General features: G+C 49.0%; 16 protein-coding genes and 1 tRNA gene. 11 read left to right on the top strand and 6 right to left on the bottom strand.

Features of this window, described 5'->3' with window-relative positions; translation table 11 throughout:
* Positions 1-30 precede the first annotated feature (30 nt).
* From ACMUEV_RS26160 to ACMUEV_RS26130, 7 genes are all read left to right on the top strand, one after another.
* The gene (locus tag ACMUEV_RS26160) at positions 31-1302 is read left to right on the top strand and encodes a pentapeptide repeat-containing protein (protein WP_017286152.1); all 1272 of its coding nucleotides are present in this window, start codon (positions 31-33) and stop codon (positions 1300-1302) included.
* 88 nt (positions 1303-1390) lie between these two features.
* Positions 1391-1660 (top strand): hypothetical protein, encoded by a 270-nt coding sequence (locus ACMUEV_RS26155; RefSeq protein WP_017286153.1) that lies wholly within the window; start codon positions 1391-1393, stop codon positions 1658-1660.
* A 36-nt stretch (positions 1661-1696) separates the two neighbouring features.
* Positions 1697-2257, top strand: coding sequence for a hypothetical protein (locus ACMUEV_RS26150; RefSeq protein ID WP_017286154.1), 561 nt, complete (start codon positions 1697-1699; stop codon positions 2255-2257).
* Between the two features lie 118 nt (positions 2258-2375).
* The gene (locus ACMUEV_RS26145) at positions 2376-3638 is read left to right on the top strand and encodes a GTP cyclohydrolase II (RefSeq protein WP_017286155.1); all 1263 of its coding nucleotides are present in this window, start codon (positions 2376-2378) and stop codon (positions 3636-3638) included.
* Entirely contained in the window at positions 3631-4830 is a 1200-nt protein-coding gene (locus tag ACMUEV_RS26140; RefSeq protein ID WP_190653717.1) for a DUF1688 family protein, read from the top strand. Before ACMUEV_RS26145 ends, ACMUEV_RS26140 begins: the two co-directional genes overlap by 8 nt.
* Before the next feature lie 2 nt (positions 4831-4832).
* Positions 4833-5468 carry a uracil phosphoribosyltransferase gene (upp, locus tag ACMUEV_RS26135; RefSeq protein WP_190653716.1) on the top strand — a complete coding sequence of 212 codons (636 nt, stop codon included), beginning with the start codon at positions 4833-4835 and terminating at the stop codon, positions 5466-5468.
* Positions 5469-5490: 22 nt separating this feature from the next.
* Positions 5491-5561, top strand: a tRNA-Cys gene (locus ACMUEV_RS26130).
* A 386-nt stretch (positions 5562-5947) separates the two neighbouring features.
* Here ACMUEV_RS26130 and tnpA read toward each other — a convergent pair.
* Positions 5948-6382, bottom strand: coding sequence for an IS200/IS605 family transposase (gene tnpA, locus ACMUEV_RS26125; RefSeq protein ID WP_415354698.1), 435 nt, complete (start codon positions 6380-6382; stop codon positions 5948-5950).
* Between the two features lie 112 nt (positions 6383-6494).
* Between tnpA and ACMUEV_RS26120 the strand changes: the two genes are divergently transcribed.
* Positions 6495-7055, top strand: a complete 561-nt coding sequence (locus ACMUEV_RS26120; RefSeq protein WP_190652437.1) for a tyrosine-type recombinase/integrase — start codon at positions 6495-6497, stop codon at positions 7053-7055.
* A 241-nt stretch (positions 7056-7296) separates the two neighbouring features.
* Here ACMUEV_RS26120 and ACMUEV_RS26115 read toward each other — a convergent pair whose 3' ends face one another.
* The 4 genes from ACMUEV_RS26115 to ACMUEV_RS26100 all read right to left on the bottom strand — a co-directional run bounded on the left by ACMUEV_RS26115 (position 7297) and on the right by ACMUEV_RS26100 (position 11437).
* On the bottom strand, positions 7297-9819 hold the full coding sequence (locus ACMUEV_RS26115) for a filamentous hemagglutinin N-terminal domain-containing protein (protein WP_190652436.1): 2523 nt from the start codon (positions 9817-9819) through the stop codon (positions 7297-7299).
* Between the two features lie 149 nt (positions 9820-9968).
* Positions 9969-10100: a hypothetical protein gene (locus ACMUEV_RS26110; RefSeq protein ID WP_277880423.1), complete on the bottom strand. Its 132-nt coding sequence runs from the start codon at positions 10098-10100 to the stop codon at positions 9969-9971.
* Between the two features lie 122 nt (positions 10101-10222).
* Positions 10223-10507: a hypothetical protein gene (locus ACMUEV_RS26105; protein WP_190652435.1), complete on the bottom strand. Its 285-nt coding sequence runs from the start codon at positions 10505-10507 to the stop codon at positions 10223-10225.
* A gap of 99 nt (positions 10508-10606) precedes the next feature.
* On the bottom strand, positions 10607-11437 hold the full coding sequence (locus ACMUEV_RS26100; RefSeq protein ID WP_190652434.1) for an IS5 family transposase: 831 nt from the start codon (positions 11435-11437) through the stop codon (positions 10607-10609).
* Between ACMUEV_RS26100 and ACMUEV_RS26095 the strand changes: the two genes are divergently transcribed.
* The 3 genes from ACMUEV_RS26095 to ACMUEV_RS26085 are packed head-to-tail and all read left to right on the top strand — an operon-like array spanning position 11436 to position 12500.
* Positions 11436-11765 (top strand): helix-turn-helix domain-containing protein, encoded by a 330-nt coding sequence (locus tag ACMUEV_RS26095; protein WP_348251548.1) that lies wholly within the window; start codon positions 11436-11438, stop codon positions 11763-11765. The two genes, ACMUEV_RS26100 and ACMUEV_RS26095, sit on opposite strands and share 2 nt — an antisense overlap.
* Entirely contained in the window at positions 11713-11910 is a 198-nt protein-coding gene (locus tag ACMUEV_RS26090) for a hypothetical protein (RefSeq protein WP_242044643.1), read from the top strand. Before ACMUEV_RS26095 ends, ACMUEV_RS26090 begins: the two co-directional genes overlap by 53 nt.
* Before the next feature lie 17 nt (positions 11911-11927).
* A complete protein-coding gene (locus ACMUEV_RS26085; protein WP_415354697.1) occupies positions 11928-12500 on the top strand; it encodes a transposase in 573 nt (190 codons plus the stop codon).
* A 195-nt stretch (positions 12501-12695) separates the two neighbouring features.
* Here the strand turns inward: ACMUEV_RS26085 and ACMUEV_RS26080 are convergent, their stop codons facing one another.
* Positions 12696-14588, bottom strand: coding sequence for a serine hydrolase (locus tag ACMUEV_RS26080; RefSeq protein WP_190652433.1), 1893 nt, complete (start codon positions 14586-14588; stop codon positions 12696-12698).
* Positions 14589-14622: the final 34 nt, after the last annotated feature.

Here is a 14622-nt window from a genome sequence, read left to right as displayed (position 1 = left end):
AACTCAATTTGAACGTAGCATTTTCTCACGATGAGACGACTTCTTCTCGCCATTTTCCCCGGAATTGCATTCTTTGCAACCGTATCACCTGCTAACGCTGCCAACCCGGATCATTTACAGCGGTTACTGAAGACAAATCAGTGTCCAAATTGTGACTTGAGTAACGCTGATCTCACAGACGCAAATTTATTCGGTGCAAATTTAGTCAATGCGAACCTCAAAGGCGCAATTTTAAAAGGTGCGAATCTTGGCTCGGCAAACTTTAGCGATGCCGACTTAAGTGGTGCAAATTTGCAGCAGGCTTATCTCGATCGAGCAACCCTCGAAAATGCCAATCTCACGCAGGCTAATTTGACCCAAGCCTATTTGAAGAATGCAACGACCACAGGTGTGCAACTTCGAGGTGCGACTCTGCGCGGTGCAAAACTTCAGAATGCTGATTTGATTGGTGTGAACTTACAGGGTGCAGATTTAAGCGAGACAAATCTCAGTGGCGTGTTCTTCAGTGGATTTCGATCGATCCGAAGCACTGCAATCCCCTTCTTTGGGTCTACGTACTCTCCTGCAATGTTTACTGCCCTAATTTGCCAGAATGCACCTTTCCCCAGTCCTGAGAAGGAGAACGAAGAGTTTCGGCGGCTTGGGCTAGAATTTGTGCCTGCAAATTTGGTTGGGAGCAATCTCGCTGGAGCAAATCTTGCGGGTGCAGTCTTAATTCGGGGCAATTTGACCAATGCAAATCTCACGGGCGCAAACCTCAGGGATGCTTGTTTGATTCAAGGAAATTTGAGAGGAGCAGTGCTCGATCGTGCTGATTTACAATCTGCCTTATTAAAAGCCGCAATTCTAGAAGGGGCGAGCCTAAAAGAGACCCGCAATGCCAATTTAGCCGAGGCATTTCAAAACGAAACCGATGCCCGACAAAAGGAAGCCGAAGCCCAGACGCTTCCGAATGTACAAGCGATGATGCGCGCCCAGCAAGCTTACTTGCTGGAACATACCAAATTTGCTACTAAAGTTGACGAGTTACAGTTGGGATTAGAAGACTCTGAGCAATATGCCTATCGGGTCTTTTCTCAGGGCGATCGCACTCGTTTATCGGTCGTTGCTGCGGTTCCCAAAGCGGGCGGCTTCAAAACTTACATCGGTTTAGTCTCGACTTCCCGTGGCTCGCAGGAAAAGGTATCGATGACTCGTCTTTGTGTCAGTCAAGAAGCGAAGCCAGTTCTACCCAAGTTGCCTTTGAATGTGCCAAACAATCAGCCTGCCGCTTGCCCAACTGGGTTTCAAGCCATCAAGTAAACAACTGGATTAACGGTGGAGTCGGGCAAGTTGCCCGACTTCAAGGATTTCAGCGCTAGAATCGATCGCGTTGCGCTTCAACGTCACAATGCTAGAATCACTTCTCTCCACGACCTTATGGCTCTCGCGTCCGACGGTTGCCCAGGCTCCTGTACGCCAACCCACTTCTGAAGAGATCTACCAAGCGTGCACCCAAAATCGAGCTGAGACTCTGCCTAATCCCTTTGTCGATGTTTCTCCTCAAGATTGGGCATATAAAGCAGTTCTGACCATGCACTACTGCGGAGCTTTCCGAAAAGCTGCTCCGAGAAGTCTATTTGAGCAACCTGCTCAACCGAAATCCTCAACTTCGCAATAGCGTGATATCCTATCGCAGTCGATCATCACGCCCCCTATGATTGTTGAACAGCCCTCTTTGTTTACCAACGCTGATTGGTCAAACGAATCTGCCTCACGTGAGCATTTAAACCTCAGCGAGTCTGTGCTCAAAGACTGGAAACAGAGAATTTTCAACTATCAAACGGCTCTGACTCCCCAACAGCAAGTCTCACTCTTTGAGTCGATCGAAACTGATCCGTACGCGATCGACCCATTCAAACTTCCCCAACAAAACACCCAATTTTGGCGACAAAAAGCCGAAGATCAAGGCGTTGCAGCCCTCTATTTCGTGATTGATTACGAACTTCCGATCGTTCTCTATGTCGGTGAAACCATCAAATCGAATCAACGCTGGAAAGGCGAACACGACTGCAAACGCTACTTACTCAACTATCGGCAAGCGCACTACGACTATCAACTCCCCTCCTCACTCGGCATCGCCTTCTGGTCAAATGCTCCCGTCAAAACCCGCGATCGCCAAAAACTCGAACTTGCCCTGATCCAGCGCTGGCGTTCTCCCTTCAACAAAGAGAACTGGACAATGTGGGGGACACCTTTCACTTATGGCAAGCAATAAGTTTCGAGAAAAATTCATTTACAAGAAAATCCGATTGTCTGCTACCTAAGACACTACTCATTGTTCAAGTCTCTTGATACGATCAGAACTTTAAAACCCGACTCGGTGCGAAGTGTCTATGGTCAGTCAGCCCAAACGTTCAACGCCACGTCCGATCGTTCTCACATCTCATCCCGCCAAATTTTCTAAATCGATCGCCATCCACTGGGGCGAAGCCGATCCGATCAAACGCGGTGCAATTATTGGCACACTCACCACGGCTGCCCACCGTAATGTGATCGGAACGCATTCTGGCTCTTATGCTGTCTATCGTGCTCTCGCTGTCGCCAGTGGCAAACTCGATGCCAACCATCGCGCTGATTTAACGAATACGGCTCCGGCTGCCTTGCTTCACGCCCATCCAGCCTGGTCAGATCCCGATAAAATTGTCTCGCTCGACCCTTTTGGGGCAATTGTCGGAGAAGTCTATCGCGATCTCTATGAGCAAGGCTACGACATCAAACCGACGATCGCAATTACCAAAGCGCACATCAATATGCCAGAACTGCAAGACGCGATCGCCAAAGGTCGCCTGCAAGAAGATGGCGAAATCATGAAAAAAGGCGGCGATTTAGTCGTAACTAAAGCCGCGATCGAGCCAGTTTGGTATCTTCCCGGACTGGCAAAACGCCTGCACGTTGAAGAAAGCCTCTTACGTCGCACCTTATTTGAGCAAACGGGCGGCATGTTCCCTGAACTGATTACCCGTCCCGATATCAAAGTCTTTCTGCCCCCAATTGGCGGCATCACCGTCTATATCGTGGGCGATCCTGACGCGATTACTGACCCTAATCGATCGCTTACCGTCCGCGTTCACGACGAATGCAATGGCTCGGATGTCTTCGGGTCTGATATTTGTACCTGTCGCCCTTATCTGGTTCACGGCATCGAAGAATGTGTGCAAACTGCTCAACAAGGTGGCGCAGGCATTATCGTTTATCTGCGTAAGGAAGGACGTGCCCTCGGCGAAGTCACTAAATTCTTGGTTTACAACGCTCGGAAACGTCAAGAAGGCGGCGATCGTGCGGATGCTTACTTCACCCGCACCGAATGTGTGGCAGGCGTTCAGGATATGCGATTCCAAGAACTCATGCCGGATGTGCTGCACTGGTTAGGGATTACGCGCATCGATCGCTTTATTTCGATGAGCGATATGAAACACGATGCTGTGACGCGATCGGGCATTGAAATTGTGACGCGCGTGCCGATTCCAGAAGAATTGATTCCAGCGGATGCAATGGTCGAAATCGAGGCAAAAAAAGCGGCAGGATACTACACCGAAAGTGAAGTGCTCACCGAAGAAGCCTTAGCTGAGATTAAAGGACGAGGACTGAGTGACTAATCGAGTTGAATATTTGCGATCGCCCACCGCGATTCGAGAGCGCTGCAACGAACTCTTCGAGCTAGCCCAGGCTGATCAACTCCCTTATTTTCGAGTCGATCTGACGCAGCTTGATGCCGTTGCCGATTACGTGATCGCGGTGATTCGCGAACATTATCCTGATTTGGATGTGCCGTTTCATAGTCGATGGCGACATTTTGAAGTCGGCAATATTCCTCGTGTCCAGCAGCTTGAACAGGCGATCGAATCACGGTCTAAAATCGAGCAAGCAAAAGCAAAATTCGATCTCGTGATTCCGAGCGTGTTGCTGGATGCAGGCGCAGGCGATCGCTGGAAATATCACGAAGCAGCGACCGATCAAATCTGGACGAGATCGGAAGGTTTAGCGATCGCTTCATTTGATGCCTTCTGCCAAAGTGCTTTCTCGCAGCATCCTTATCAAGCGGATGCAGAAGCCCTAAAGCAGATCACACCTGAGCAGATCGGTGCTTTTTTTCAAGTCAGTTCTGAAAATCCGTTGGTTGGCTTGGAAGGACGTTCCACGCTGCTGCAAAAGTTGGGACAGACGATCGAGCAATCCCCCGATCTGTTTGGTGAAGTGCCTCGTCCTGGCAATCTGGTTGATTATCTCATCGCTCACGCTGACCAAGGAAAGCTTTCTGCGGTCGTTGTGTTGAATGCTGTTCTCACTGGATTGGGCGAAATCTGGTCGGGGAGATTATCGATCGACGGCGTGAACTTAGGCGACGTGTGGAAACATTCGTCTTTATCAGGAGATCAGCTTGTTCCGTTTCACAAGCTCTCGCAATGGTTGACCTATTCTCTACTCGAACCCTTGCAAGATTTAGGACTGAAAATCATTGATCTCGATCAAATGACCGGGCTCCCCGAATATCGAAATGGTGGCTTATGTCTCGATTTGGGGCTGCTCCAACTCAAAGATTCCAAACTGGCAGAGATTTCCCATGCTGCTGATTCAGAGTTGATTGTTGAATGGCGTGCTTTAACCGTGTGTTTACTCGATCGCATTGCTGCCACGATTCGCAAAAAGCTCGATTTAACGCCTGAGTCGCTCCCACTTGTCAAAGTTCTGCAAGGCGGAACCTGGACAGCCGGACGCAAAATTGCCGCCGCTCTTCGCCCCGGCGGAACTCCCCCAATTCAAATTTCTAGTGACGGAACTGTTTTTTGACTATGGCTGAAAATTTAACAATTATCGCTCATCCCTTGATTCAGCACAAACTCAGTTTGATGCGACGAGAAACGACCAGCACAGCAAAATTTCGATTGCTGATGACCGAAATCAGTATGTTACTGGCTTACGAAGTCACTCGCGACTTGCCCTTGCGCTACGAAACGATTCAAACTCCAATGGCTGAGATGGAAGCTCCTGTCTTAGCCGCCGACAAAAAATTAGTTGTCGTCTCGATCATGCGGGCAGGGCAAGGGATTCTCGATGGCATTCTGCAATTAATCCCCTCGGCAAGAGTTGGGCATGTCGGCATCTATCGCGAACCGCATTCGCTTGTGCCGATCGAATATTATTTCAAAGTGCCTGACGATACCGAAGAGCGCGATATGTTGGTCGTTGATCCCATGATGGCAACGGGCAATTCTGCGATCGCAGCCGTCGATCGTCTCAAGCAAACCAATCCTAAATCCATCAAGTTTCTCTGTATTTTGGCAGCCCCGGAAGGCATTCGGCATTTTCAAGAGCATCATCCTGAGATTCCGATCTATACAGCCGCGATCGATCAAGGGTTAGACGAACATGGATATATTATTCCGGGACTTGGTGATGCAGGCGATCGTTTATTCGGCACAAAGTGATATGATAGTAGCGATGCAATTCGGCGGCATCGCCAAGTGGTAAGGCAGAGGTCTGCAAAACCTCCACCCCCAGTTCGAATCTGGGTGCCGCCTTTGGGTTATAGCGATTGGGTGAAAGCCGTGAGCCAAATCTGATCCTAAAACCTGCTTACAACCGAATAAGTGAGACGCGATATCAAAGCGTATTCACAGCTTTTTAAGGGAGAGAAACCTAAGGGAAGACTATGAATACCGAGATTGATACCGCCTCTTTTTGTGTGTTAGAAGCTGATTTTAATAGCTGGAAGTCTTATACCACGACTCTAACACACACTTGATTAGGATTAGAAGTCCGCGATCGCACACGAAGATACTTCATCAATCTATTTGGTTCTAAGTATGGGTACATTCGATCGCATTAGTCGCATTGTTCGCGCCGAACTAAACCACTATGCACTGAAAGTACATAGGTTCTTTTAGGGCTGAAAGCCCAAGTTAACTCATTCCAGCATGAAATTGTCGTTGTCCTGATTCGATGGATTTCGATGATGTTCCAGATACTCTTGCACTAACTCCTCCGTTAGGTTCCCTGTACTCCATGCTCCGTATCCAATCGCCCAAAAGTGCTTCCCCCAATACCGTTTCTCCAACTCTGGATATTCTTGCTGTAGCAATCGCGACGTGCGACCCTTGATCCGCCTCACGAGATCGCTTATTGATTTTGAGGGTGGATACTCGATGTGCATATGCACATGGTCTTTACTCACCACTCCCTTGAGGATCTTCACGTCCTCAGCATCGCAAATCTGGATGATCAATTCTCGACACCGCTTCTGGATCTCGCCTTTGAGGACAGGATATCGATACTTTGTCACCCAGACGAGATGGGCGCTTAGACGGGTGACGGTATGGCTACCTCGGCGTTGGTCACTCATGATAGTGTTTTTCTTTCAAACCTATCACGGCTCCCTTTTACAGCCATCGGGAGGTGTGTAGCAACTAAAGTCTCCCACGAAAGTGGGTAGTTTCAACTAGCGTGCGGGGACAATGAACTTTGATCTCAACTTTCAGCCGCAAGCTGCTCAAAAAGTGAACCGTCACGGCAAGGCAAAAATCCTCAGCGCGAATGAGTTGCCTAAATTATTCTCGGAAGGATTGCAGACGAATCGCGATCGCTGCATTTTTGCAATCTGCTACTTCACCACTTGCCGGATCAGTGAATGTGTCCAGTTGCAGGTGAGTGACATCCAGAACGGTGTGATCACATTTCGCAAGGCAACGACGAAGGGTAAGGGTGCGACTCGCCAGATTGCGATCGATACAAATCTGAAGCCGTTCCTTGATGATTGGCTGAGCGATCGCGCCTCCGTCAACTCCCCTTACCTGTTCCCTGGTCGGCGTGGCAGCAAGACAGGACATTTAACGGCACGAATGGCGGATGGGATTTTGAGAGAAGCCTGCGATCGGGTTGGCATTGATGGCGCATCTACCCATTCGTTTCGTCGCAGCGGCATTACCAATCTGCATAAGCAGGGATATGCGCCTCATGAAATCGCGCAGATCAGTGGACATCGCGATATTACGAACGTCTCTCACTACATCGGCTGATCCGGTGGCTTCGCCTAGCTGCAGGCAACGTCGAACTCCCTGAACTCCCTGCCCTGCTCCCATTTATCCGTTTGAATAGATGCGAAATCTTCGCTCCAACCAGAATCCCCAGCAAGGCGCTTCCGATTCAAAACAGGTATAAAAGATTTGTAAAATTGCTCTAATTCGGCTCGACTTGGCAGCGACGGGTGATCCATGGCAGTTCATCCCATCAAAATATATCTGTAAAACGCTCTAATTTTTATTCGATCGTTGCAACAAGTTGCTCTTCTGATCGATATTGTATGAGATCGCTCATCTGACTACACGTCACCTGTTGCGCCAAACTGGCTGGACGAGCAGCAATCAATTCCACTTTGCCCGTCTGCGGATTGCGTCGCCAATCCCTTGCTTCGACTAATACAGGAGATTGAGGTGATTGGGCAAGTGATCGAGTCTGAGCAGGCGAAATGGAGCGTAGATCTGCCCAAGTACGATCGCGCGGGGTATGCTCCATCGGATTCATCGGAATGCCACCCCGCCCGGTCATCACAAAACGGCTCCCCTGATTCGATGAGCACCCGGCTGCAACTTGCTGGTTGTTATCGATTAGGGTTTGCGAGAGTTCGACTAAGCCAGCATTCGGGTCAATGCCGATATTGTTGATTCGCACAGTGCCATTGACATTGAATTCGGAACTCGCCGTAATATCGTTAGTGGGATCAGCTTGCGGCGTGAGCGTATTGCGAAAGACTAGCCCAATCAGTCCTTGCGTCGTGAGGGTGATATCTCCTCCCCGACCTTTCACGGCATTGGCAACAATGTCGCTATTTCCTAATCCGACAATGACATCCGAGTTGATGTTGATGTTGCCACCACTCACGTTGCTACCAGAATTTGTCGTAATACTTGAGCCAGATCTGAGGATTAAGGCATTACTGGCGATTGTAATATTGCCTTCTCCACCCAAATTTGTATTGGCTTGTAGGGTGCCCTGGTTTTTGAGCAAGATTTGTTTGGCATCGATGCTGATGTTGCCTGCATCACCTGAACCTGTGCTGCTAACCGAAACCCGTCCGGAGTTTTCCACAGTTAAACGATCGACCTTCATGTTGATTGATCCTGCGGCAACCTGTCCACTAGAAGTTGCTATGATTTCACTGCGCAGATTGGGGCTAAAGTTGCCTGAGATATTCGCTTCCCGCGCCCGGATTTCTAACTTACCGGCATTCCCACTGGCTTGCGCAGCATCAATAGAGGTAGAAATTCGGGCACCGTCGCTGATCAAAAGCCGATCGGTGTTAATCCGAATATTTCCACCCCGTCCCTTGGCATCACTAAAGACAGAGGCATCTAGCGTACTGGGGGAGATTACTCCGGTTGACGCAATGCCGACCCCTGATACCTCAACTGACTCTCGGACATTGATCTCAAGATTTCCAGCCCCAGCAGTACTAGTTGCATTTTCGCTTTGAACGAGACTGCCAAAACTAGACCGCGAAGAAACGGAGATGCTCCCACCATTGAGGACGCGTAACCGTCCAGCATTCACCACCACATCGCCACCTTGACCTGAAGCCCCATTGGTCATCCAACCTGAAATGCCACTCGCAAAGTTCGCTAGTTTACTAATTCCAACAATGTCAAGAGTGTCCGCTTGAATCACCGCTTTACCACCTATACCGGAGGCTCCTGTGCCCCGTGCGCCAAGCACTACCTGTCCTCCATCGAGCATCTGAATATTCGGGGCGGTCATGACGACTGTGCCTGCATTCCCCTGACCTTGGGTTGTATTTGAGATTAAACTACCACAAATTTGAACTGTGCAACCTGACCCTGGAAAGACAAATCCACTCTGAAGAACAATGGACTGACTGCCCTGGATTTTAATATCATCGCGCGCATTTTGAGTGCTTCCCGGCAGATTACGAGCCATCAGTCTGCCACCTTCTTGGATGGTAATATTGCGCCCTGCGACATAAATACCGCCCGCCCCATTCCCATTCACATCAATCATCGATCTCTGCACGGTGATGTCATTAAATCCTGTCACCTGTCCGTAATCAAAAGACCATCGATTGCCGCTAGCCTTGAGACCGACATAACTTTTTCCGGCAACACTCCCCAATTCAATATGCCCTTCGGTTGCCCGCAGGTTACCCTGATCGAGCAGGATTTCTCCACCGAGCAATGCGAGGGTTGTTTGATTTGGAACCCGTAGTCCGATCGGATAGCCTTGATATCCAGGAGCACCTTGGGCATGGTTGACAATTGCCCCCGGATTTTGTCCCATTTGTAGACCGATCGGCGCACTCATTGTCAGTAAAGGCGGACTGGTCGGATTGCCCGCACTGAATTCTGTCCCATCCGCAAACTTGATGCTATTCGCTGTGCTGCCGAGGAAGGAACCGCCAATATTCAACGAGGCATTGGAACCAAATAGAATGCCATTGGGATTGAGCAGAAATAGGTTTGCACTGCCATTCGCTTGAATCAGTCCATCAATATTAGAGACCGTTCCCCCAGTTACCCGACTAAAGATGTTTTGAATATCGGTGGCATTGTTGAAGAGGGCAGAACCGCCTGTGGGGATAGAGAACTGACCGAAACTATGGAACAGATTGTTGCCGTTACGGGTGCCACCGTCGATCGTAAAGTTTAGGTTATTCGGACTCGTCACACTGGTCGGCAAGCTGCCATCAGGGATGACTTGAGCGATCGCAGATTCCACAGAAATGACAGCACTTAAGCTAACAAATCCAAACCAAACTAATACGCGATTCATGGCAGTTCACTACTCAAATTAAGAGGCATCTGTAGAGTGCCCTAAATTTTCTCCGAGCGTCATAACAAGTTGGTTCCTCTTTCAGATCGCGCTCATCCATTACTGGCTACACGTCACCTTTTGCGCCAAACTGGCTGGACAAGCAACAATCATTCGACGTTGCCCTGCTTCCATTTATCCGTTTGGATAAATGCGAAGTCTTCGCTCCGGCGAATCGCGTCTGTGAGCAACACCCAGAGTGCGTCGGATTTTCCGTCCAGTAAAGCTGGGCTTGAAGTCACGCCAGAGAAGACTTTTCCACACTGTCTGGGAAAGGTGGTAGCGCGGACGCTGCTCGGCTCGTGATCCGATCGTCCCGCTTTTGTTTGTTTGAATTTGGAGGTTTACAAAATTTGTAAGTGGCTCAATTTCCGAGATGCACGATCGCTTCAGTCAGTCTGGCATCGTCGAAAACCGCCGTCATTTGTGCCGCAAAGAGTGCTTGATTCAAGTCAGGAAAGACGCGATCGAAGTAACTCTGTCCAGCGTAAGTACTCCAAGCAATACAGCGAATAAATTCACCGAGAACGAGGGTAAAGCCGAAACTTTCATAATCCAGATTAATGCGGCAAAGTATCTCTCCACTGCTGAGAATTTCAGGATTGAAGCCTCGATCGAGTAATTGATTCAAAAGTTCAGAGAGTTTCATTTTCAGAGTCCAAATAATTTGCGTTCAACGGATCGCGCGATCTGCATTCTTCCTGCTCGAACCGATATCGAAATAAGAGGACGTTTGAGAAGTAGCAGATTATGCTAGTCTTCGTAGCAGTGTACGGAGAGAGGTCGTGTAGATGAACGCTTCGGACGTTTCCGGCAGAAACTCGTAGTCTTTGCTCAAGCGACGGTACCGTCCAAGCCAGCCATAAGTCCGTTCAACGACCCACCTGCGCGGAATCACTTTGAAACTGCGGTCAATCGGTGCAGGTTCCACACCTGGCATCGTGATGCGACGACGTGACCCCGCATTCGGATGTTGCACACGCTGCACCGTCCAACCTAACTGCTCTTTGACCCAAGTGACAAACGTTGTGCGGTAGCCCCCGTCTACCCACAAATGCTGTAAGCGGGGAAACTGAACTTGAATGCCCATCAGCAGTTGTTTTGCTCCTTCTTGGTCTGCTGTGTTTGCGGCTAATACCTTAGCTTTCAGGACAAATCCTTGCGTATCGACCAGCAAGTGACGCTTGTGCCCTTTCACCTTTTTGCCGCCGTCATAACCGCGTTCTGTTCCACCGACTTCAGTAGTTTTGACAGACTGAGCATCGAGGATGCCTGCGCTCGGTGTCACTGCTCTTCCAAGCTTCTGGCGAACGTGTTCGCGAACCGTTTTGAGCATTGCTTCCCATACACCCGCGATGCGCCAAGTGCGAAAGTAATGATACACCGTTTGCCAGGGTGGAAACTCGTGTGGAAGTAAGCGCCAAGCACAGCCTGCTCTTTGGATGTAGAAGATAGCGTTAATAATTTCGCGCATGTTTCTAAAACGTGGACGACCACCAGGTTGAACTACCGGAATGAATGGTTTGATGATTTTCCACTCATCATCAGACACATCAGTGTTGTAAGGTTTTCGGTTCATGCCTATGCCTGCGCCGCTTCGGATCACATTGACTGACGAAGAAGATCGGACTTTGAGCGAATTGCGGCTCGCCCAAACCGTGCCGCAACGGACGCGAGATCGCGCTCATATGTTGCGACTCAACGCGCAAGGATGGACGGTTCCAGCCATTGCTGAGATTTTTGAGTGCCACGAACACACGGTGCGTGCCACTTTGAAGCGGTGGGAACAAGTTGGACTAGGCGGAGTGGGAAGCGCATGGACGGGGAGCGAAACGACGCTGGCAGGAGGCGGACATGCAGCATTTGGAGCAGTGTCTAGAGCAAGACCAGCGTACCTACACGAGTGAACAACTCTCGGTAAAACTCGAACAAGATCGCCAAGTGCAATTGAGTCCAGACCGACTTCGACGGATCTTGAAAAAAAGGGGTGGCGATGGAAGCGGACTCGCCACTCGCAACACCAGCAGCAAGACCCAACTCTCTATGAAGTGAAGCTTGCCGACCTCACCATGCTTGAAATTGCTGCTAAAGCAGGAGACATCGACTTGAAATATTTAGACGAAGCAGGGTTCTGTCTAGCGAGTCCGGTTAGCTATAGCTACAGTCAAGTCGGCACTCAGAAATGTTTGGAACAAGTGCCCACCCACGGCCATCGCATCAGTATTCTGGGACTGTGGCAACCCGAACAGCAGTTCGATTATGCCCTTGCCCAAGGTGGGTTTGAGGGCGAGAGTTATCTCAAAGTCATGGACTGGATTGCGGACAAAGCAGCGGTGACTTTGGCAGAAACAGGATGGTTAACGGTCGTGGTGCAGGACAATTGTAAGATTCACACATGCGAACTCGTCAAACCCCACTGGCAGCGATGGGAGACTCAGGGATTATTGCTATTTTTTCTGCCGCCCTACAGTGCTCATCTCAATCTGATCGAAGGTCAGTGGCATCAACTCAAAGCGCATGAGATTGCGGGACGGATGTTTGAAGACGAGTATGATTTAGCCAAGGCGGTGATCCAAGGCATGGAAGTCCGCAGTCAAGCGGGGGGATATGCACTAGAGCGTTTTAAGTTTAATTCCGCCTAGCTACTTAAACGATGCACAATCAGATCGAACAGATCGAACAACAGCGATCGTATTCTGTTGAAGTAGACAAAATCTCCGATCTCTACCCCCTGCGCCCTTTCTATCGGCTTCTATGGCATACGTGCCTCTCAAGTCGTTAGACAAAGCATAAGAAGAGAGGGTGAAATCTCTCTTCTCAACCAGCTATCTGGATTGTTAATCCTTCAGGATAATGCTGCTAATTGCATCGGTTAACTTGCCTACACCTGCTTCATCTTGGTTGGGATCATTCTCCCCAAGCTCAAGTGATTGATTCGAGAGGACTGCAATCACTGTTCCTTTTTCAGAATGAACTCGGAGATAAGAATTTGCACCATTCTGAGCACCGCTATGCTGAATCGTTTTGCGCCCTCTCCATAGGTCATCATAAGATTTTTGGGAGAGGAAGGACTGACCAGGAAGTAATCTCATGCCAAATCGAGCAAGATCGACGCTGGAAGTTTCGAGTCCGCCGCCGCCTATTTTCCAACTGATGTTGTCTCGTGTTGAGGGAACGTTTTTGGCAGCAGAACTGGTTTTGTCGCGGTAAAGTGTAGCACGCTCCGGATTTGCTTGAGAAATCAGCTCAGGACGTAAAGTAGAAAGTCCTAATCCTTGAGTAATTTCGCGATCGAAGATGCCTGTAAAAGATTGTTTAGATGCTCCTTCGATTGCCGCGCCTACGACTGTATAAGCATGGGTGCTATAGCAAGTTTTAGCTCCCGGAGAGAACATTAACGGATCATCACGGAACAGTTGAGTCGCTTGAGTTGAAGTGGCGTATTGAGTGTTGCTCGAATCCTTCCATGCTGGATTGTTGGGGACTTCACAGTTTGCGCGTTTACTGCCTCGATAGTGCCGAATTCCCGACTGATGTTCTAAAAGTTGGCGAACAGTGTGAGTGTGATGTTGGGGAAGAATGGGCACATATGTTCGAGTCAGTTTGTCGATCGACAACACATTCTGGTCGTCCAAGCGCAACGTCAAAGCTCTTGTAATGAGTTTCGCCACTGATGCGGTTCGGAAAACTGTGCCAGAGTGAGCAACCTTCTGCTGTTCGATATCTGCATAGCCAAAACCACGAGTGTAGATCAGTTTGCCGTTTTGTACGATCGCGACGCTAATTCCAGGAATATTGAATTGCTTTTGATAGTCTGAAATCGCATTGTCAACAGCTTTTTTCGGTTGCCAGGAAAGTTTTTCGCCATTTTGCCGCCAGATGCCTGCATAGCGAGTTCCTTGGGGGGTGTTGTAGGCTTCAAAGTCTACTAAACGGTAGCCTTCATCGGTGTAGGTTTTCCACCAGTTCGCGTATTGATTTGCCGTCATATCGCGTCGAGATGCCCAGGCTCTACCATTGTTTTTCACCCAAATCGCGGCATATTGTTGCTCACCATTGCGAACATAGGATTCAAAATCTAGCGATCGATAGCCTTGATCACTGAGAGACTTAAACTTCTCTGCATAGGCAGATTCAGACATATCACGGAACGCAACCCAGTTTACATTGTCTGTATTCTTGATCCAGATTGCACTGTAGAGCGTTTTACCACCACTGGAGTAGGCTTCTGTATCAATCATGCGGAAGCCTTGATCGCTGTACTGCTTGAAGCGCTTGCCAAATTCTTCTCCGTCAACATTCCGATACGAAACCCATCCTAGATTTCCTTTGTTTTCTTCCCAAACGCCTGCATAGAAACGCTTTCCATTTAAGGTATAAGCTTCTTGATCAATCAGCCGAAATCCTTTGTCTTTGAACTCATTCCAGCGTTTGGAGAACTCTTCGTCAGACAAATCTCGTAAGCTTGCCCAGCCTCTTTGATCTGTATTTTTCTGAAAGATTGCAGCATAATTTGCTTTGCCATTGATTTCATCGACTTCGAGATCAACGACTCGGTATCCTTCTGCTTTTTTCTTGTTGAAGTATTCGTTAAAATCCTTGCTGTCATAGCCTCGAATCGATGCCCAATCAATATTATTTGGATCATCAATCGGGCTTGCTAAGGTCTTACTAGCAAGGGGAAATACAAGACCTAGCATTGTTAAAGTAGCGATCGCAATTCGTTTCATGGTCAGTAACCTTACAGAATCAAAGTGTGTTGTC

This window comes from Leptolyngbya sp. FACHB-1624, assembly GCF_047649235.1.
GTDB lineage: Bacteria > Cyanobacteriota > Cyanobacteriia > Leptolyngbyales > Leptolyngbyaceae > Leptolyngbya > Leptolyngbya boryana.
The sequence above is the reverse complement of the archived record's forward strand: the minus strand, read 5'-3'. Positions and strand labels throughout refer to the sequence as shown.